This window comes from Streptomyces sp. NPDC002577, assembly GCF_053594815.1.
Map to the genome: position 1 here is coordinate 324927 of NZ_JBSFWK010000001.1, position 17547 is coordinate 342473.

General features: G+C 68.2%; 16 protein-coding genes. 11 read left to right on the forward strand and 5 right to left on the reverse strand.

Annotated features, from left to right (window positions below; all coding sequences use genetic code 11):
- Nucleotides 1-95 precede the first annotated feature (95 nt).
- Complete coding sequence (gene nadA / locus ACWD4J_RS01495) at nucleotides 96-1292, reverse strand: quinolinate synthase NadA (RefSeq protein ID WP_451393216.1); 1197 nt, start codon at nucleotides 1290-1292, stop codon at nucleotides 96-98.
- A gap of 353 nt (nucleotides 1293-1645) precedes the next feature.
- On the opposite strand from nadA, the gene ACWD4J_RS01500 reads away from it, so the two are divergent.
- Nucleotides 1646-2002 carry an iron-sulfur cluster assembly accessory protein gene (locus ACWD4J_RS01500; RefSeq protein ID WP_028805207.1) on the forward strand — a complete coding sequence of 119 codons (357 nt, stop codon included), beginning with the start codon at nucleotides 1646-1648 and terminating at the stop codon, nucleotides 2000-2002.
- Between the two features lie 127 nt (nucleotides 2003-2129).
- Here ACWD4J_RS01500 and ACWD4J_RS01505 read toward each other — a convergent pair whose 3' ends face one another.
- Nucleotides 2130-3605: a hypothetical protein gene (locus tag ACWD4J_RS01505; protein ID WP_451393217.1), complete on the reverse strand. Its 1476-nt coding sequence runs from the start codon at nucleotides 3603-3605 to the stop codon at nucleotides 2130-2132.
- 175 nt (nucleotides 3606-3780) lie between these two features.
- On the reverse strand, nucleotides 3781-4002 hold the full coding sequence (locus ACWD4J_RS01510; protein WP_451393218.1) for a hypothetical protein: 222 nt from the start codon (nucleotides 4000-4002) through the stop codon (nucleotides 3781-3783).
- Nucleotides 4003-4215: 213 nt separating this feature from the next.
- Here ACWD4J_RS01510 and ACWD4J_RS01515 point away from each other — a divergent pair, with 213 nt between their 5' ends.
- Complete coding sequence (locus ACWD4J_RS01515) at nucleotides 4216-5193, forward strand: carbohydrate kinase family protein (protein WP_451393219.1); 978 nt, start codon at nucleotides 4216-4218, stop codon at nucleotides 5191-5193.
- A 27-nt stretch (nucleotides 5194-5220) separates the two neighbouring features.
- Here ACWD4J_RS01515 and ACWD4J_RS01520 read toward each other — a convergent pair whose 3' ends face one another.
- On the reverse strand, nucleotides 5221-6600 hold the full coding sequence (locus ACWD4J_RS01520; RefSeq protein WP_451393220.1) for an aminotransferase class V-fold PLP-dependent enzyme: 1380 nt from the start codon (nucleotides 6598-6600) through the stop codon (nucleotides 5221-5223).
- Nucleotides 6601-6915: 315 nt separating this feature from the next.
- On the opposite strand from ACWD4J_RS01520, the gene ctaC reads away from it, so the two are divergent.
- The 4 genes from ctaC (at nucleotide 6916) to ACWD4J_RS01540 (ending at nucleotide 11384) form a co-directional block, all read left to right on the forward strand.
- Complete coding sequence (ctaC, locus tag ACWD4J_RS01525) at nucleotides 6916-7875, forward strand: aa3-type cytochrome oxidase subunit II (protein WP_451393221.1); 960 nt, start codon at nucleotides 6916-6918, stop codon at nucleotides 7873-7875.
- Nucleotides 7872-9602 (forward strand): aa3-type cytochrome oxidase subunit I, encoded by a 1731-nt coding sequence (ctaD, locus tag ACWD4J_RS01530; protein WP_451393222.1) that lies wholly within the window; start codon nucleotides 7872-7874, stop codon nucleotides 9600-9602. The genes ctaC and ctaD overlap by 4 nt, the downstream gene beginning before the upstream one ends.
- Nucleotides 9599-9997 carry a cytochrome c oxidase subunit 4 gene (locus tag ACWD4J_RS01535; protein ID WP_451393223.1) on the forward strand — a complete coding sequence of 133 codons (399 nt, stop codon included), beginning with the start codon at nucleotides 9599-9601 and terminating at the stop codon, nucleotides 9995-9997. Before ctaD ends, ACWD4J_RS01535 begins: the two co-directional genes overlap by 4 nt.
- A gap of 130 nt (nucleotides 9998-10127) precedes the next feature.
- Nucleotides 10128-11384, forward strand: coding sequence for an Ig-like domain-containing protein (locus tag ACWD4J_RS01540; RefSeq protein ID WP_451393224.1), 1257 nt, complete (start codon nucleotides 10128-10130; stop codon nucleotides 11382-11384).
- Between the two features lie 75 nt (nucleotides 11385-11459).
- Here ACWD4J_RS01540 and ACWD4J_RS01545 read toward each other — a convergent pair whose 3' ends face one another.
- On the reverse strand, nucleotides 11460-11861 hold the full coding sequence (locus ACWD4J_RS01545; protein ID WP_451393225.1) for a hypothetical protein: 402 nt from the start codon (nucleotides 11859-11861) through the stop codon (nucleotides 11460-11462).
- Between the two features lie 204 nt (nucleotides 11862-12065).
- On the opposite strand from ACWD4J_RS01545, the gene ctaE reads away from it, so the two are divergent.
- The 5 genes from ctaE to trpD all read left to right on the forward strand — a co-directional run bounded on the left by ctaE (nucleotide 12066) and on the right by trpD (nucleotide 17521).
- The gene (gene ctaE, locus ACWD4J_RS01550) at nucleotides 12066-12686 is read left to right on the forward strand and encodes an aa3-type cytochrome oxidase subunit III (protein WP_451393226.1); all 621 of its coding nucleotides are present in this window, start codon (nucleotides 12066-12068) and stop codon (nucleotides 12684-12686) included.
- Between the two features lie 70 nt (nucleotides 12687-12756).
- Nucleotides 12757-13566: a cytochrome bc1 complex diheme cytochrome c subunit gene (qcrC, locus tag ACWD4J_RS01555; protein ID WP_451393227.1), complete on the forward strand. Its 810-nt coding sequence runs from the start codon at nucleotides 12757-12759 to the stop codon at nucleotides 13564-13566.
- Entirely contained in the window at nucleotides 13563-14621 is a 1059-nt protein-coding gene (gene qcrA, locus ACWD4J_RS01560; protein WP_451393228.1) for a cytochrome bc1 complex Rieske iron-sulfur subunit, read from the forward strand. Before qcrC ends, qcrA begins: the two co-directional genes overlap by 4 nt.
- Entirely contained in the window at nucleotides 14618-16249 is a 1632-nt protein-coding gene (gene qcrB / locus ACWD4J_RS01565; RefSeq protein WP_451393229.1) for a cytochrome bc1 complex cytochrome b subunit, read from the forward strand. The genes qcrA and qcrB overlap by 4 nt, the downstream gene beginning before the upstream one ends.
- Nucleotides 16250-16456: 207 nt before the next feature.
- Entirely contained in the window at nucleotides 16457-17521 is a 1065-nt protein-coding gene (trpD, locus tag ACWD4J_RS01570) for an anthranilate phosphoribosyltransferase (protein WP_451393230.1), read from the forward strand.
- Nucleotides 17522-17547: the final 26 nt, after the last annotated feature.

Sequence of the window (17547 nt, forward strand, 5' to 3'; positions counted from 1 at the left end):
CGAATCCTCGATGGGGCCATCGAGAAATGCGTGTGGGGCGGGCTTGGGAAGCCCGCCCCACACGCATATACATGCAGCTGTACATGCAGCGACGTTTACGGAAGCGCCAGCATCCGCTCGAGCGCCAGCTTGGCGAACTGCTCCGTCTCCCGGTCGACCGCGATCCGGTTGACGAGGTTGCCCTCGGCCAGGGACTCCAGCGCCCACACCAGATGCGGCAGGTCGATGCGGTTCATCGTCGAGCAGAAGCACACCGTCTTGTCGAGGAAGACGATCTCCTTGCCCTCGTCCGTGAAACGGTTGGCCAGGCGGCGGACCAGGTTCAGCTCCGTGCCGATGGCCCACTTGGACCCGGCCGGCGCCGCCTCCAGCGTCTTGATGATGTACTCCGTCGAGCCCACGTAGTCGGCGGCCGCGACGACCTCGTGCTTGCACTCGGGGTGGACCAGGACGTTCACGCCGGGGATGCGCTCGCGCACGTCGTTCACGGAGTCCAGGCTGAACCGTCCGTGTACCGAGCAGTGGCCCCGCCACAGGATCATCTTCGCGTCGCGCAGCTGCTCCGCGGTGAGCCCGCCGTTCGGCTTGTGCGGGTTGTAGACGACGCAGTCGTCGAGCGTCATGCCGAGGTCGCGCACGGCGGTGTTGCGGCCCAGGTGCTGGTCCGGCAGGAAGAGGACCTTCTCGCCCTGGGAGAAGGCCCACTCCAGAGCCCGCTCGGCATTGGACGACGTACAGATCGTGCCGCCGTGCTTGCCGGTGAACGCCTTGATGTCGGCCGACGAGTTCATGTACGAGACGGGCACGACCTGCTCGGCGATGCCCGCCTCGGTCAGCACGTCCCAGCACTCCGCGACCTGCTCGGCCGTCGCCATGTCGGCCATGGAGCAGCCGGCCGCGAGGTCCGGCAGGACGACCTTCTGGTTGTCGCCCGTCAGGATGTCGGCGGACTCGGCCATGAAGTGCACACCGCAGAAGACGATGTACTCGGCCTCCGGGCGCGCGGCGGCGTCGCGGGCCAGCTTGAAGGAGTCACCCGTGACGTCCGCGAACTGGATGACCTCGTCGCGCTGGTAGTGGTGGCCGAGCACGAAGACCTTGTCGCCGAGCTTCTCCTTGGCAGCCCGGGCGCGCTCCACCAGGTCCGGGTCGGACGGCAGGGGCAGGTCGCCGGGGCATTCGACACCGCGCTCGCTCCTGGGGTCGGCCTCGCGGCCGAGCAGCAGCAGGGCGAGGGGCGTCGGCTGGACGTCGAGCTCCTGACGGGTTTGGGCGGTGGTCACGACACGCACCCTTTCTTTTCTGCGGCTCGCTTGGTTCGGTTGGATCAAGCGGAGACTGCGGGATTTCGCCTTTTCGTCGAAATGACGCTATCTATCATAACTGGTTCACGTCAGTTTGACGACGGCCATCGCGTCGATGTGACGCATTACCGGAGGGGGCCTGGAGGCTGCCTCTGGACAGCCCCGGGTCCACCGGCCGAGCGTCCACAACGTCCCGTGCCGCTTCGCGATTCCATGTGCGAGCATGAGGTCAGCAAGCGAAGGAAAAGTCGAAGACAGTGCGCTCGGCCCGGAATGAATCCGCGGCCTCGCCGGTTGCAACCGTCGGCAAGCAGTCTCCGTACAACCCGGGAGAGATGTAGATGTCCGTATCGGACGAGACCACCACCGTCAGCGACGGCATCATCCTGTCCGACGCCGCCGCGGCGAAGGTCAAGGCCCTGCTCGACCAGGAAGGCCGTGACGATCTGGCGCTGCGCGTCGCCGTTCAGCCCGGCGGCTGCTCCGGCCTGCGCTACCAGCTCTTCTTCGACGAGCGCTCGCTCGACGGCGACGTCGTCAAGGACTTCGGCGGCGTCAAGGTCGTCACCGACCGGATGAGCGCTCCGTACCTGGGCGGCGCCTCGATCGACTTCGTCGACACCATCGAGAAGCAGGGCTTCACGATCGACAACCCGAACGCGACGGGTTCCTGCGCCTGCGGCGACTCCTTCAGCTGAGCCGGCTGATCCCACCGCTTCCGGCCGGAGGCGGAGAGGATCGACGCATGACGAAAGGCGGCGGCCCCTCCGAACAGGGGGCCGCCGCCTTGCGCGTCGCCGAGAGCCGCCAGCGGCGCCGGAGCCGCTACTTCCGCGGCACTGTCCCACCCCCGGTCCCGTCCACGACCTTCCGGTCGCCGAGGGGCTTCTCCAGCGTCACCGTCTCCTTGAGCTCCTTGGCGATCATGATGCAGACCTTGCCCGGCTCCTGCGGCGTCTCGGTCACCGTCACGGTCACCTGGTTCGCGCTCTCGCTCGCCGACGCCGAGTAGTCGCTGCAGACGCCACCCCAGAAGAGCAGCGTCAGCGACCGCCCGTCCACGCTGTACGACTCGATGTGCACGCCCCGCGGGGTGCTGCCCGACTCGTCCCCGCCGCCCGGGGTGCTCGGCCGCGGACTGGGGGCGGCCGGCTCCGTGCCGGGAGTCTCCGGCGCCCTCAGATACTCGGGGTCCACCGCCGGATAGGTGATCGTGAAGCTGTCAGCGGCCCCCTTCGGCCGCACCTCGAACAGCCATGACGGAACGAGCGTCTGCCGCCCGTCCACGAAGTTCACCGCGAGCCCGAACGTCGCGCCCCGCACGGCGACGGTCTGGGGCGTCGCGGGGGAGGCGGTGCTGTCACAGGGCGCGTCCTTCGTCTCCTGTCCCTCCAGCGGTACGGCGCTGGCGCAGCCCCCGATGCCGACGCGACCGCCCCCGGTCGCCGACCTGTTCAGCAGACCCAGCGTCTCCTGGGCGCTGATCACCGGGTACGTGTCGCCCTTCACCGGCTTCACCAGCCGGCCGCTGCCGCCCACCACCTGGCCGTCCGCGCCGACCTGGATACCGGTCGACCAGCCGTACGTCGGCAGCCCGCCGATCTCCGGGTCCGCGTTCACCACGCGCACCGCCCCCATGAGTTGACGCGCGTCCATCTTGGCGTCGTCCTGACCGAGGGCCTTCAGCACGGGAGCGGCGGCCCTCTGCGCGACCTGCTCGCTGACCGCGTCGCCCTCGCCCCCCGTGGTGGCGGCAGTACCGGAGCACTTCGTGGCGCTCTCGCAGTCGTCGCTCGCGCCGGGGGCGTACCGAGTGAACGTCCAGGTGCCCGGCGCCTGCTTGGTGACCTGCAGCGAAGGACCCGAGCCGTCCTTCGCCGGACCCACCCGCCAGGCCCCGGCCGACACCTTCGGGGTGCCCTCGACGCCGAGCGCCTTCGCCAGCCGCGTCACATCGGACGCGCTGACCTCACCCCGCGTCCGGTACACGGCGGCCGAATCCGGCCCGTCGGGGAGGCTGCCCGCCGCCCGGTACGTCACGCCGTTCGGGTCGGGCTCGCCAGGAGCGATGCCCTCGCCGGAGCTCTCCGTATAGCCGTCCAGGGCGAGCGGAGGCGGAGTGCTCCCGTTCCCGGACGGGGCACCGGACTCCTTGCCGCCGTCACCGCCCGACGCCGTCGCGGCGAAGTAGGCCCCGCCGCCACCGGCCAGCAGCACTGCGGCCGCGACCGAGGCGACGGCCAGCGGGGTACGCCGCCGACGTGGAACGGCCGCGTCGTTGTCGGGTCGCTCGGTGCTCACCGCATCGCTCCTTCGACTTCACTGTCGTCCCTGGAGCCCCTCCGGCCGTCGCCCGGAATCCGGTCCGGGCAGGGCAGGGGGCGTAGTCCGCATCCCCCTCACGGGGGACAGCGATGGGACGCAGCGGACGAGCGGGCGGTTCCCTCGGCGTCGCTCGGTCGCCGTAAGCCGTCGCTCAGTCGCCGTAATCCGGCATCGCGTCCACGAGCCGCGCGGACTTCGGAGGAACGACGACACCGTGGATGCGGGACGGCGACACGGGCCGGGGAGCCTCCTCGGCGGGCGCGACCCAGTGCGGGACCATCCGGGCGCAGTCGCCGCGCAGCGCGGCGAGCCCGCCTTCCAGGTCGAGCGGACCGTCGAGCGGAGCGGATTCCCTGACCCTGAAGTTCGTCATAACGAAACCGTATGCAGCGCGAGCCGCGCCGACAAAGCCCTACCATCCGGTAGTTTTGCCACTTCAGCGTGGGTGCGCCGACCCGGTAGCGTGAAACCGTCGTCCATCCCCCCCCAGCTACCGCTGGGGGTGCCCCCACACCAACCAATCCGACCAGTCCGTGCAGAGCGCTTCGTGCGCACCCACCCATCCCCGCAGGAGCGTGTCCTCGCCGTGCGTATCGCAGTCACCGGCTCCATCGCCACCGACCATCTGATGACCTTCCCCGGCCGCTTCGCCGACCAGCTGGTCGCCGACCAGCTGCACACGGTCTCCCTCTCCTTCCTGGTCGACGCCCTAGACGTACGCCGTGGCGGTGTCGGCGCCAACATCTGCTTCGGCATGGGGCAGCTCGGTACCAAGCCGATCCTGGTCGGTGCCGCCGGCGCCGACTTCGACGAGTACCGGGCCTGGCTCGACCGGCACGGCGTCGACACCGCCTCCGTCCGGATCTCCGAGGTGCTGCACACCGCCCGCTTCATCTGCACCACCGACGCCGACCACAACCAGATCGGCTCCTTCTACACGGGCGCGATGAGCGAGGCCCGGCTGATCGAGCTCAAGGCGGTCGCCGACCGGGTCGGCGGCCTCGACCTCGTGGTGATCGGCGCCGACGACCCGGAGGCGATGCTGCGTCACACCGAGGAGTGCCGCAGCCGCGGCATCCCGTTCGCCGCCGACTTCTCGCAGCAGATCTCCCGCATGGACGGGGAGGAGATCCGGATACTGCTGGACGGGGCCGCGTACCTCTTCTCCAACGAGTACGAGAAGGGGCTCATCGAGTCCAAGACCGGCTGGACCGACGCGGAGATCCTGTCCAAGGTCGGCCACCGCGTCACCACGCTCGGCTCGCGCGGCGTGCGCATCGAGCGGGACGGCGAGGACCCCATCGAGGTCGGCTGCCCCGAGGAGGAGATCAAGGCCGACCCGACCGGCGTCGGCGACGCGTTCCGCGCCGGCTTCCTCTCCGGCCTGGCCTGGGGCGTCGGCCTGGAGCGGGCCGCCCAGGTGGGCTGCATGCTGGCGACGCTGGTCATCGAGACGATCGGCACCCAGGAGTACCAGCTGCGCCGCGGCCACTTCATGGACCGCTTCACCAAGGCGTACGGCCACGAGGCGGCCGCCGAGGTCCAGGCGCACCTGATTTCTTAGAGCTCGGTTCGCCTCCGGGGCCAAGGCTCAGCTCAGGCGGCGTACGACGTACGCCGCCCCCCGCTCCGCCGGCTCCTCGCCCACGTACTCCTGCCCCCGCATCTCGCACCACGCGGGAATGTCCAGGCGGGCCGCCTCGTCGTCGGCGAGGACGGTGACCGTGCCGCCGACCGGCACGTCGCCGATCACCTTGGCCAGCTCGATCACGGGGATCGGGCAGAGCTTGCCGAGGGAGTCGACGACCAGGGACGCCGATCCGGTGCCCCGGGCGGGGGCCCCGGGCGCGCCCAGCTTCCGCCGGACGTCGGAGACGACCCCGGGCAGCACCTGAAGGAACCGCTCCACGTCCTCCTCCGCCGTCCCCAGCGGCAGCGACACCCGGACGTTGCCCTCGCTCAGCACCCCCATCGCCCGCAGCACATGGCTCGGCGTCAGCGTGGAGCTCGTGCACGACGAACCGGACGACACGGAGAAACCGGCCCGGTCCAGCTCGTGCAGCACTGTCTCTCCATCGACATAGAGACAGGAGAACGTCAGCAGATGCGGCAGCCTGCGCACCGGATCGCCGACCACCTCCACGTCCGGCACCAGCGCGGGCACCCGCACCCGGATCCGCTCCGTCAGCTCCCGGAGCCGGGGAGCCTCCGCGGCCGCCTCGGCCCGTACGGCACGCAGCGCGGCCGCCGCCGCGACGATCGCCGGGATGTTCTCGAACCCCGCCGCGCGCCCCGACTCCCGCTCGTCCACGGGCCCTTGTGGGGCGAACCGGACGCCTTTGCGCACGGCGAGCAGCCCGACACCCGCAGGACCGCCCCATTTGTGGGCACTGCCGGTGAGCACCGACCAGTCACCCTCCACCGGGCCCCACGTCAGCGACTGCGCCGCGTCCACCAGCAGCGGCACCCCGGCCGCCCGGCACACCTCGGCCACCTCGGCGACCGGCTGCTCGGTGCCCACCTCGTGGTTGGCGGACTGCAGACACGCCAGCGCCGTGTCCTCGCGCAGGGCATCGGCGTACGTCTGCACCGCGACGGAACCGGCGCGGTCCACCGGCACTTCGGTCACCGTCCCGCCCGTTCCCTCATGTGCCGCGGCGGCATGCAGCACCGACGAGTGTTCGACGGCTGACACGACGAGGTGGCGTCCGGCGCGACGGCGTCCGGCCAGCACCCCCGCGATCCCGGAGTGCACCGCGCGCGTACCGGACGAGGTGAAGACGAGCTCGTCGGGACGGCATCCGACCGCCTCGGCGGCCGCCTCGCGCGCCGCGTCGAGCAGCATCCTGGCGCGCCGCCCCTCGCGGTAGAGCCGGGCGGGATCGGCCCACCCCTCGTCGAGTGAGGCCTGCAGCGCCTGGCGGGCGACAGGGTGGAGAGGAGCCGAGGAAGCGACGTCGAAGTAGGGCACGCGAACACGCTAACTCCTGGCCCGAGAAGGCGTCAGGGCACGCCCGGAGCGCGGGATTCCAGGGGCCGTGAACGCGGGATTCCGGGGGTCGGGAACGCCGCGAATCCGGGCCCCACACAGGCTTCCCCACGGCAAACCCCACTCCTTCGGGGAGTCGGGCGGCGCGTTGGGCACCCTCCCCGCGCGGCCCAAAAAAGCGTCCAGTAGGGTTTGGTCCGCATAAACATCCAAACCCCTGCCCGACGCAGGGCGGCGACCGACCAGCAGAGAAGGCCGCAGCCAACAGCGCGGGCGAGACTCTCGGGAAGGCGCTACGTGAGTCCCAACGGCTCCGACCGCTCGCCGCGGCGCCCGATGCGGCGGAAGCTGCTGCAGGCACTGACTGCGGGCCTGGTCCTGGCGACCGCCACCGGTTGCACATACAAGGACTTCCCCCGCCTTGGTATGCCCACCCCGGTCACGGAAGAGGCTCCGCGGATCCTCTCCCTCTGGCAGGGCTCGTGGGCGGCCGCGCTCGCCACGGGCGTGCTGGTCTGGGGTCTGATCCTGTGGAGTGCTTTCTTCCACCGGCGCAGCCGCACCAAGGTCGAGGTTCCCCCGCAGACCCGGTACAACATGCCCCTCGAGGCGCTGTACACCGTGGTCCCGATCATCATCGTCTCGGTGCTCTTCTACTTCACGGCACGCGACGAGTCGAAGCTTCTCTCGCTCTCCGCCAAGCCCGCCCACACCATCAACGTGGTGGGCTACCAGTGGAGCTGGGGCTTCAACTACATCGAGGACGTGCCGGGTTCGACCGGCGACGCCAAGACCGACGAGAACCTGGCCGCGATCCCGGACAAGTTCAAGAAGGCTTTCCCGGCCAACGCCGGCGGTGTCTACGAGGTCGGCACGCCGGGCGAGAAGAACCCCCAGACGGGCAACCCCGGCCCCACCCTGTGGCTCCCCAAGGGCGAGAAGGTCCGCTTCGTCCTCACCTCGCGTGACGTCATCCACTCCTTCTGGGTGGTGCCGTTCCTCATGAAGCAGGACGTCATCCCGGGCCACACCAACTCCTTCGAGGTGACCCCCAACCAGGAAGGCACCTTCCTGGGCAAGTGCGCCGAGCTCTGCGGCGTCGACCACTCCCGGATGCTCTTCAACGTGAAGGTCGTCTCTCCGGAGCGCTACCAGAAGCACCTGGAAGAGCTCGCGAAGGCGGGCCAGACCGGTTACGTCCCGGCCGGCATCGAGCAGACGGCGCACGAAAAGAACCGGGAGACGAAGACCACGTGAGCATCCTCAACGAACCCCAGGGTGCCGCAGCCGACTCGTACGAGAACGAGCTGCCGGTACGCAAGAAGCAGCCCGGCAACGTCGTGGTGAAGTGGATGACGACCACCGACCACAAGACGATCGGCACGCTGTACCTCGCCACGTCGTTCGCGTTCTTCTGCATCGGCGGTCTGCTGGCGCTCTTCATGCGCGCCGAACTGGCCCGTCCCGGCACGCAGATCATGTCGAACGAGCAGTTCAACCAGGCGTTCACGATGCACGGCACGATCATGCTGCTGATGTTCGCGACGCCGCTGTTCGCCGGATTCGCGAACTGGATCATGCCGCTGCAGATCGGCGCCCCTGACGTGGCGTTCCCGCGGCTGAACATGTTCGCCTACTGGCTCTACCTGTTCGGCTCGCTGATCGCGGTGGCCGGCTTCCTCACCCCGCAGGGTGCGGCCGACTTCGGCTGGTTCGCCTACTCGCCGCTGTCGGACGCGGTCCGCTCGCCGGGCGTCGGCGCCGACATGTGGATCATGGGTCTGGCCTTCTCCGGCTTCGGCACCATCCTCGGCTCGGTCAACTTCATCACCACGATCATCTGCATGCGCGCCCCCGGCATGACCATGTTCCGCATGCCGATCTTCGTGTGGAACGTCCTGCTGACCGGTGTCCTGGTCCTGCTGGCCTTCCCGGTACTCGCGGCGGCGCTGTTCGCGCTCGAGGTGGACCGCAAGTTCGGAGCGCACGTCTTCGACGCGGCCAACGGCGGCGCACTACTGTGGCAACACCTCTTCTGGTTCTTCGGCCATCCAGAGGTGTACATCATCGCCCTACCATTCTTCGGAATCATTTCCGAAGTAATCCCGGTCTTCTCGCGTAAGCCGATCTTCGGTTACATCGGTCTGATCGCGGCGACGATCTCGATCGCGGGTCTTTCGGTGACGGTGTGGGCGCACCACATGTACGTCACGGGCGGTGTGCTCCTGCCGTTCTTCTCCTTCATGACGTTCCTCATCGCGGTCCCGACCGGTGTGAAGTTCTTCAACTGGATCGGCACGATGTGGAAGGGCTCGCTGTCCTTCGAGACACCGATGCTCTGGTCGATCGGCTTCCTGATCACCTTCCTCTTCGGTGGTCTGACCGGTGTCATCCTGGCCTCGCCGCCGATGGACTTCCACGTCTCCGACTCGTACTTCGTGGTGGCGCACTTCCACTACGTGGTGTTCGGCACCGTGGTGTTCGCGATGTTCGCCGGCTTCCACTTCTGGTGGCCGAAGTTCACCGGCAAGATGCTGGACGAGCGGCTCGGCAAGATCACTTTCTGGACGCTGTTCGTGGGCTTCCACGGCACGTTCCTGGTCCAGCACTGGCTGGGCGCCGAGGGCATGCCGCGTCGTTACGCGGACTACCTCGCCGCCGACGGCTTCACCGCGCTGAACACCATCTCCACGATCAGCTCGTTCGTGCTCGGCCTGTCGATCCTGCCGTTCTTCTACAACGTCTGGAAGACGGCCAAGTACGGCAAGCCGGTCGGCGTCGACGACCCGTGGGGCTACGGCCGCTCGCTCGAGTGGGCCACGTCCTGCCCGCCGCCGCGGCACAACTTCCTCACGCTGCCCCGGATCCGTTCCGAATCCCCGGCATTCGACCTGCACCACCCCGAGATCGCCGCTCTCGAGCCGCTCGCTCACGCCGGTCACGGTGGCAGCGCCATCTCCGGTGAGAAGGAGGCCGGCAAGTGAAGATCCAAGGCAAGATGTTCATCTGGCTGAGCCTCTTCATCCTCGTCATGGCGATCGTCTATGGCGTGTGGTCGAAGGAGCCGGCCGGTACGACGGCGCTCTTCCTGGCCTTCGGCCTGTCCATCATGATCGGCTACTACCTGGCCTTCACGGCCCGGCGGGTCGACGCGGGTGCGCAGGACAACAAGGAGGCCGACGTCGCGGACGACGCCGGTGAGGTGGGCTTCTTCAGCCCGCACAGCTGGCAGCCGCTCGCGCTGGGCATCGGCGGCTCGCTCGCCTTCCTCGGCGTGATCTTCGGCTGGTGGCTGCTGTTCTTCTCGGCGCCGATCATCATGCTCGGCCTGTGGGGCTGGGTCTTCGAGTACTACCGCGGCGAGAACCAGAACCAATAACACGATCACAACGCAGAGGGGCCCGGACACACCGTGAGGAGTGTCCGGGCCTCGCTCGTATGCAGCAACGAACACACCCGTACGGGTTACATGACGAGCTACGGATGACGAAGCTTTCTAGCGTGAGTCCATGAGCCACACTTCGCGAATCCGCTCGGTCATAAGCTGCACCGCGCTGGTGGTCGCGTTCGGCGCCACCGCCGTTTCCTGTAGTTTCGACGGCAACCCGCTCTCAGCACAGCCGTTCGACGCAGCGGACCAGATCGTCTTCAACGGCCCATCGGGGAACCAGAAGGCAGACCCCGACAAGCCCCTGGAGATCACCACCAAGGGCGGGGCAGGACGCATCACCGACGTCACCGCCACCGATGCGTCAGGGCGCTACGTCCCGGGCGAACTGTCCGCCGACGGCACGCGTTGGCACAGCACCACCCCCCTTGCCGCAGGCACCCGCTACACGGTCCAGGTGAGCACCGAGAACGGTGAGGGCGCACCCGGCCGCAAGGTCCTCACCTTCGAGACAGGCCCGGCCGACCAGAAGAAACGGCTGCAGGTCACCTTCGGACCCGAGTCGGGAAAGTACGGCGTGGGCCAGCCGATCACCGCGGAACTCAGCGCCCCCGTGAAGGACAAGGCCGCCAGAGCCGTCGTGGAGGGCGCCCTCAGAGTCGACGCGCAACCCGCCGTGCAGGGCGCCTGGCACTGGGTCGACGACAAGACGCTGCACTACCGGCCCGAGCAGTACTGGGCCCCGGGCACCATCGTCGACGTGCACAGCGCCCTCGAGGGCATCAAGGTCGGCGACCACCTCTGGGGAGGCCCGTCGACATCGGTGAGACTGACCATCGGCGACCGCCTGGAAGCCGTCACGGACGCCGCGACCCACACCATGACGGTCTACCGCAACGGCAAAGTGATCAACACCATCCCGGTCACCACCGGCAAGCCGGGTTTCGAGACCCGCAACGGCATCAAGGTGGTGCTCGAAAAGTCTTACCTCGTCCGTATGCGGAGCAGCACCGTCGGCATCGCGGCGGGCAGCTCGGACTCGTACGACCTGCCCGTGTACTACGCGACGCGCGTCACCTGGAGCGGTGAGTACGTGCACGCCGCGCCCTGGTCGGTGGGCTCCCAGGGCTCGGCCAACGTCAGCCACGGATGTACCGGCATGAGCACCGCCAACGCGGCCTGGTTCTTCCGGACCTTCAACCAGGGCGACATCGTCAAGGTCGTCAACAGCAACGGCGCCCAGATGGACCCGTTCGGCAACGGCTTCGGCGACTGGAACGTCAGCTGGAAGGACTGGCGCGCGGGAAGCGCCGTGCTGGGCGGGACGGCCGAGGCCGCCACTCCGGCGGAAATGGCGCGGCTGCGCCCTGGCGTATGACCCCCGAGGGCGCCTGACACGCCCCGCGGGCACGACCCACGGGGGCCGGCGGCCCCCAACGGCCCGCCTGCGCCGTCAGGCGCCCACGGCCCGCCTGCTGCGCAGCAGACCGGCCAGCGCTTCGGCGAACTCCACCGGCTCCACGGGCAGCGTCACCGCCGCGTCCGCGCGGCTCCAGGTGGCCAGCCAGGCGTCCTGCGGCCGCCCCATCAGCAGCAGCACCGGCGGACACCGGAAGATCTCGTCCTTGATCTGGCGGCACACGCCCATGCCGCCCGCCGGGTCGGCCTCACCGTCCAGCACGCACACGTCGATGCCGCCCCGGTCCAGCTGCTTCAGGACGGCGGGAAATGTCGCGCACTCGATGAACTCGACGGTGGGAACGTCCGCGGCCGGCCTTCGGCCGGTCGCCAACCGGACCTGTTCGCGGGTGCTCGCGTCGTTGCTGTAGACCAGCACCGTGGCCGTCGGCTGCATTGTTCCTCCGCGTCTTTGGTCGGGAACTCTTCGTATGCCGTTGCGCCGGATGCTACTCCCTTGCACCGCCCGTCAACACCTGTTGCAACCGCCCGTCAACACCCGTCGCGAGGGGCCCTCCAATGGGCCGTATGGGCTGCACACACCCGGGGGACACTCCGAACGGCACCCCCCGTCGTGAGGGCTGGATAAGCGACCGACATAATGTCGGTCGTGGCGACAGCAACGACAGTAGAAACCGGGCACGCGCACCCGTCGGTCAATCGGCCGAACCTCACCAGCGTCGGAACCATCATCTGGCTGAGTTCCGAGCTGATGTTCTTCGCGGCCCTCTTCGCGATGTACTTCACCCTGCGATCGGTGACCGGTCCCGCGCACTGGAAGGAAATGGCGTCCGCGCTGAACCTTCCGTTCTCGGCGACGAACACCACGATCCTGGTGCTCTCCTCCCTCACCTGCCAGCTCGGCGTGTTCGCCGCCGAGCGCGGTGACGTGAAGAAGCTCCGGATGTGGTTCATCGTCACCTTCATCATGGGTGCGATCTTCATCGGCGGTCAGGTCTTCGAGTACACGGAACTGGTCAAGAAGGACGGGCTCTCGCTCTCCTCCGACCCGTACGGCTCCGTGTTCTACCTGACCACCGGCTTCCACGGCCTTCACGTGACGGGCGGTCTCATCGCCTTCCTGCTGGTTCTCGGCAGGACGTACATGGCCCGGAGGTTCACCCACGAGCAGGCGACCGCCGCGATCGTCGTGTCCTACTACTGGCACTTCGTCGATGTCGTCTGGATCGGCCTCTTCGCCACGATCTACTTGATCAAGTAATCGGATCGTTCTCGACAACCGATCCATCCCTGAAGCATCGACGCAGAAAATCCTGACACCGGGGTAATCCGTGAAAAAGCTCTCCGCACGACGACGCCATCCGCTGGCGGCAGTCGTCGTCCTACTCCTCGCGCTGGCGGCCACCGGGGGGCTGTACGCCGTGTTCGCGCCCGCGGACAAGGCACAGGCCGACGAAACCTCCCAGTCCCTCGCCATCGACGAGGGTAAGAAGCTCTACTCGGTGGGCTGCGCCAGCTGCCACGGGACGGGTGGTCAGGGCACCTCCGACGGCCCGAGCCTGGTGGGTGTCGGTGCCGCCGCGGTCGACTTCCAGGTCGGCACCGGCCGTATGCCGGCCCAGCAGCCCGGCGCCCAGGTGCCGAAGAAGAAGACCATCTACACCCAGGCCGAGATCGACCAGCTGGCTGCGTACATCGCATCCCTGGGAGCCGGCCCGGCCATCCCCACCACGGACCAGTACAGCCCCGACGGTGCCGACATCGCCCGGGGTGGTGAGCTCTTCCGTACCAACTGCGCGCAGTGCCACAACTTCACCGGTGAGGGTGGCGCGCTGACGCACGGGAAGTTCGCGCCGAGCCTGGCGGACGTGAGCCCGAAGCACATCTACGAGGCCATGCTGACCGGCCCGCAGAACATGCCGTCCTTCCCGGACACGACGATGACCGAGAAGAACAAGAAGGACATCATCGCGTACCTCGACGCGGTCAACAGCGACCAGACCGTGAACAAGGGCGGCCTCAACCTGGGCGGCCTCGGGCCGGTCAGTGAGGGCCTGTTCGGCTGGATCTTCGGTCTCGGCGCCCTGGTCGCCGTCGCCATCTGGGTTGCCGCTCGGACCGCAAAGGCCAAGAAGTCATGAGTAGCCAAGACATTCCAGAAGAGAACCTGCCGACCGCGCAGGACGAGCACGGTGCCGCCGTAGCGGTCGCGGACGAGGAGAACCCGTTCGCCGACCCGGGGCTGCCGCCCCACGAGCACCGCATCCAGGACATCGACGAGCAGGCCGCCAGGCGCTCCGAGCGCACGGTCGCCTTCATGTTCGTGCTGTCCATGCTGGCCACCATCGGCTTCATCGCCTCGTACGTGGCCATCCCGGTGGACAAGGCCATCTACGTCTGGCCGATCGGGCACATCAGCGCGCTCAACTTCGCGCTGGGCCTGACCCTCGGCGTCGCGCTGTTCCTCATCGGCGCGGGCGCGGTCCACTGGGCCCGCACCCTGATGTCCGACGTGGAGATCATCGACGAGCGTCACGCGATCGAGGCCCCGGCCGAGGTCAAGGCGAAGGTCATCGCCGACTTCAAGAAGGGCGCCGAGGAGTCGGTGATCGGTCGGCGCAAGCTGATCCGCAACACCATGTTCGGCGCGCTGGCCCTGGTACCGCTCTCCGGTGTCATGCTGCTGCGCGACCTGGGCCCGCTGCCCGAGGACAAGCTCCGCCACACGCTGTGGTCCAAGGGCAAGCTCCTGGTCAACCAGAACACCAACGAGCCGATGCGTCCCTCGGACATCGCCGTCGGTTCGCTGACCTTCGCGAAGCCGGAGGGTCTGGAGGAGCACGACCACGACTTCCAGACGCAGATCGCCAAGGCGGCCCTGATGCTCGTCCGGATCCAGCCGGACAACATCAAGAGCAAGCAGACCCTCGAGTGGTCGCACCAGGGAATCCTGGCCTACTCGAAGATCTGCACCCACGTGGGCTGCCCGATCTCGCTGTACGAGCAGCAGACGCACCACGTCCTCTGCCCGTGCCACCAGTCCACCTTCGACCTCTCCGACGGTGGCCAAGTGATCTTCGGCCCGGCCGGCCACGCGCTGCCGCAGCTGCGGATCGGTGTGAATGACGAGGGTTACCTCGAGGCGCTCGGCGACTTCGACGAGCCCGTCGGTCCTGCCTTCTGGGAGCGCGGATGAGTACTACGACGACCAATGACGCACGTCGCAAGGCACCGGCCGGCGAGCGCGTCGCTGACTGGGCGGACGGCCGGCTGGGGATCTACTCCCTGGCCAAGGCCAACCTGCGCAAGGTCTTCCCGGACCACCCGTCCTTCATGCTGGGCGAGATCTGCCTCTACAGCTTCATCATCATCATCCTCACGGGTGTGTATCTGACGCTGTTCTTCCACCCGTCAATGAACGAGGTGGAGTACACCGGCAGCTACGTCCCGCTGCAGGGACAGCTGATGTCCGAGGCCTTCAACTCGACGATGCACATCAGCTTCGACGTCCGCGGCGGTCTGCTCATCCGGCAGATCCACCACTGGGCGGCGCTGGTCTTCCTCGCGGGCATGTTCGTGCACATGATGCGCGTCTTCTTCACGGGCGCGTTCCGCAAGCCGCGTGAGATCAACTGGGTGTTCGGCTTCCTGCTGTTCGTCCTCGGCATGTTCACCGGCTTCACCGGTTACTCGCTGCCGGACGACCTGCTCTCCGGCACCGGTGTCCGCTTCATGGAGGGCGCGATCCTGTCCGTGCCGATCGTCGGCACGTACCTGTCGTTCTTCCTGTTCGGCGGCGAGTTCCCCGGCGGCGACTTCGTGGCCCGCTTCTACTCGGTCCACATCCTGCTGCTGCCGGGCATCATGCTCGGCCTCGTGGTGGCCCACCTGATCCTGGTCTTCTACCACAAGCACACGCAGTTCGCGGGCCCCGGACGGACCAACAACAACGTCGTGGGCATGCCGCTGCTGCCGGTCTACATGGCCAAGGCCGGAGGCTTCTTCTTCCTGGTCTTCGGTGTCATCGCGGCCATCGCGGCGCTGGTGCAGATCAACCCGATCTGGGCCATGGGCCCGTACCGTCCGGACCAGGTGTCCACCGGTGCGCAGCCCGACTGGTACATGGGCTTCTCCGAGGGCCTCATCCGTGCCATGCCGGGCTGGGAGATCAACCTCTGGGGCCACACGCTCGTCCTGGGCGTCTTCGTGCCGCTGATGATCTTCCCGCTGGTGCTTGCCGCGATCGCGGTCTACCCGTTCATCGAGTCCTGGGTCACCGGCGACAAGCGCGAGCACCACATCCTGGACCGCCCGCGCAACGCCCCGACCCGTACGGCCGTCGGCGTCGCGTGGATCACCTGGTACTGCGTGATGCTGATCGGTGGTGGCAACGACCTGTTCGCCACGCACTTCCACCTGTCGATCAACGCCGTCACCTGGTTCGTCCGGATCGCGTTCTTCGTCGCACCGGTCATCGCGTTCATCGTCACCAAGCGGATCTGCCTCGGCCTGCAGCGCCGCGACCGGGACAAGGTGCTGCACGGACGCGAGTCCGGCATCATCAAGCGCCTGCCGCACGGTGAGTTCATCGAGATCCACGAGCCGCTCAGCCAGGAGCAGCTGCACACCCTCACCGCGCACGACCAGTACGAGCCCGTCGAGATCGGCCCGGCCGTCGACGAGCACGGCGTGGAGCGCAAGATCCCGGCCACGGAGAAGCTCCGGGCCAAGCTCTCGAACAACTACTACGGCGAGGATCAGCAGATCCCCAAGCCGACCGTAGAGGAGTTCAAGGAGATCACGAGCGGCCACGGCCACCACTGATCACAGAGCTCTGACCTGAGGGTCGCCACGGTAGGAGCCCCGTCCATTGCTTGGACGGGGCTCTTTGCCGTGTCCGGGCCTGGATAGGGTGGGTCCTATACGTATACGAGACCCGGGGCGGGCCTCGTGCGGGGCCCTGGGCGGGATGTGCCGCCGGGATCTCCGCGCGTACCAGCGGCCGCCCGGGCAGAACTCCAGGAGCGGCATATGAGCGCTGTGACCCCCGCAGGAGGCAACACCGCGGCGGGCCGTTCCTGGCCCGAGGTACTGAGCGCACTCCTCGCCGGGCAGGACCTGAGCTCCGGTGACACGGCGTGGGCGATGGACCGCATCATGAGCGGCGAGGCCTCGGACGCCCAGATCGCGGGCTTCATGGTGGCGCTGCGGGCCAAGGGAGAGACCGTCGAGGAGATCACCGGTCTCGTCGAGGCGATGTACGCGCACGCGCAGCCGCTGGACATCCCCGGGCCCGCCGTCGACATCGTCGGTACGGGCGGCGACCGGGCCAAGACGGTCAACATCTCCACGATGTCCGCCATCGTGATCGCGGGGACCGGGGCCAAGGTCATCAAGCACGGCAACCGGGCCGCGTCCTCGGCGAGCGGCTCGTCCGACGTGCTGGAGAAGCTCGGCATCAACCTGGACCTGGCGCCCTCGCGGGTGGCACAGGTGGTCGAGGAGGCCGGGATCACCTTCTGTTTCGCGGCCAAGTTCCACCCCTCGATGCGGTTCGTCGGTGCGGTCCGGCGGGATCTGGGCATTGCGACCTCGTTCAACATCCTCGGCCCGCTGACCAACCCCGCCCGGGTCACCGCCTCCGCGATCGGCTGCTTCGACACCCGCATGGCGGGGCTCATGGCCGGCGTCCTGGCCGAGCGCGGCTCGTCCGCGCTGGTGTTCCGCGGCGACGACGGGCTCGACGAGCTGACGACGACCTCGACGTCGCGGGTGTGGGTCGTGCGGGACGGTGCGGTGCGCGAGGAGAGCTTCGACCCGCGGGACGTCGGGATCGAGCTGGTACCGGTCGAGGCGCTGCGGGGCGGCGACGCGTCCCACAACGCCGATGTGGCCCGCCGGCTGCTGGCCGGCGAGACCGGGCCAGTACGGGACGCCGTACTGCTCAATTCGGCGGCGGCCCTGGTGGCCTTCTCGCCGGGCGAGGGCTCGCTGTCGGAGCAGATCCGTGCCGGGATGGAGCGCGCCGCCGAGTCGATCGACTCGGGGGCGGCTCGGCGGGTGCTGGAGCGGTGGGTGGCGGCGAGCAACGGGTAGCCTGCGGCCGGCTGGGCGGTGCGCCA

Bases quoted from the DNA above. Each gene is read 5' to 3' on its own strand.
- ACWD4J_RS01500 (WP_028805207.1), top strand. From the start codon at position 1,646: ATGTCCGTATCGGACGAGACCACCACCGTCAGCGACGGCATCATCCTG.
- trpD (WP_451393230.1), top strand. From the start codon at position 16,457: ATGAGCGCTGTGACCCCCGCAGGAGGCAACACCGCGGCGGGCCGTTCC.
- qcrA (WP_451393228.1), top strand. From the start codon at position 13,563: ATGAGTAGCCAAGACATTCCAGAAGAGAACCTGCCGACCGCGCAGGAC.
- ctaE (WP_451393226.1), top strand. From the start codon at position 12,066: ATGTCGGTCGTGGCGACAGCAACGACAGTAGAAACCGGGCACGCGCAC.
- ACWD4J_RS01545 (WP_451393225.1), bottom strand. From the start codon at position 11,861: ATGCAGCCGACGGCCACGGTGCTGGTCTACAGCAACGACGCGAGCACC.
- ACWD4J_RS01510 (WP_451393218.1), bottom strand. From the start codon at position 4,002: ATGACGAACTTCAGGGTCAGGGAATCCGCTCCGCTCGACGGTCCGCTC.
- qcrB (WP_451393229.1), top strand. From the start codon at position 14,618: ATGAGTACTACGACGACCAATGACGCACGTCGCAAGGCACCGGCCGGC.
- ACWD4J_RS01540 (WP_451393224.1), top strand. From the start codon at position 10,128: ATGAGCCACACTTCGCGAATCCGCTCGGTCATAAGCTGCACCGCGCTG.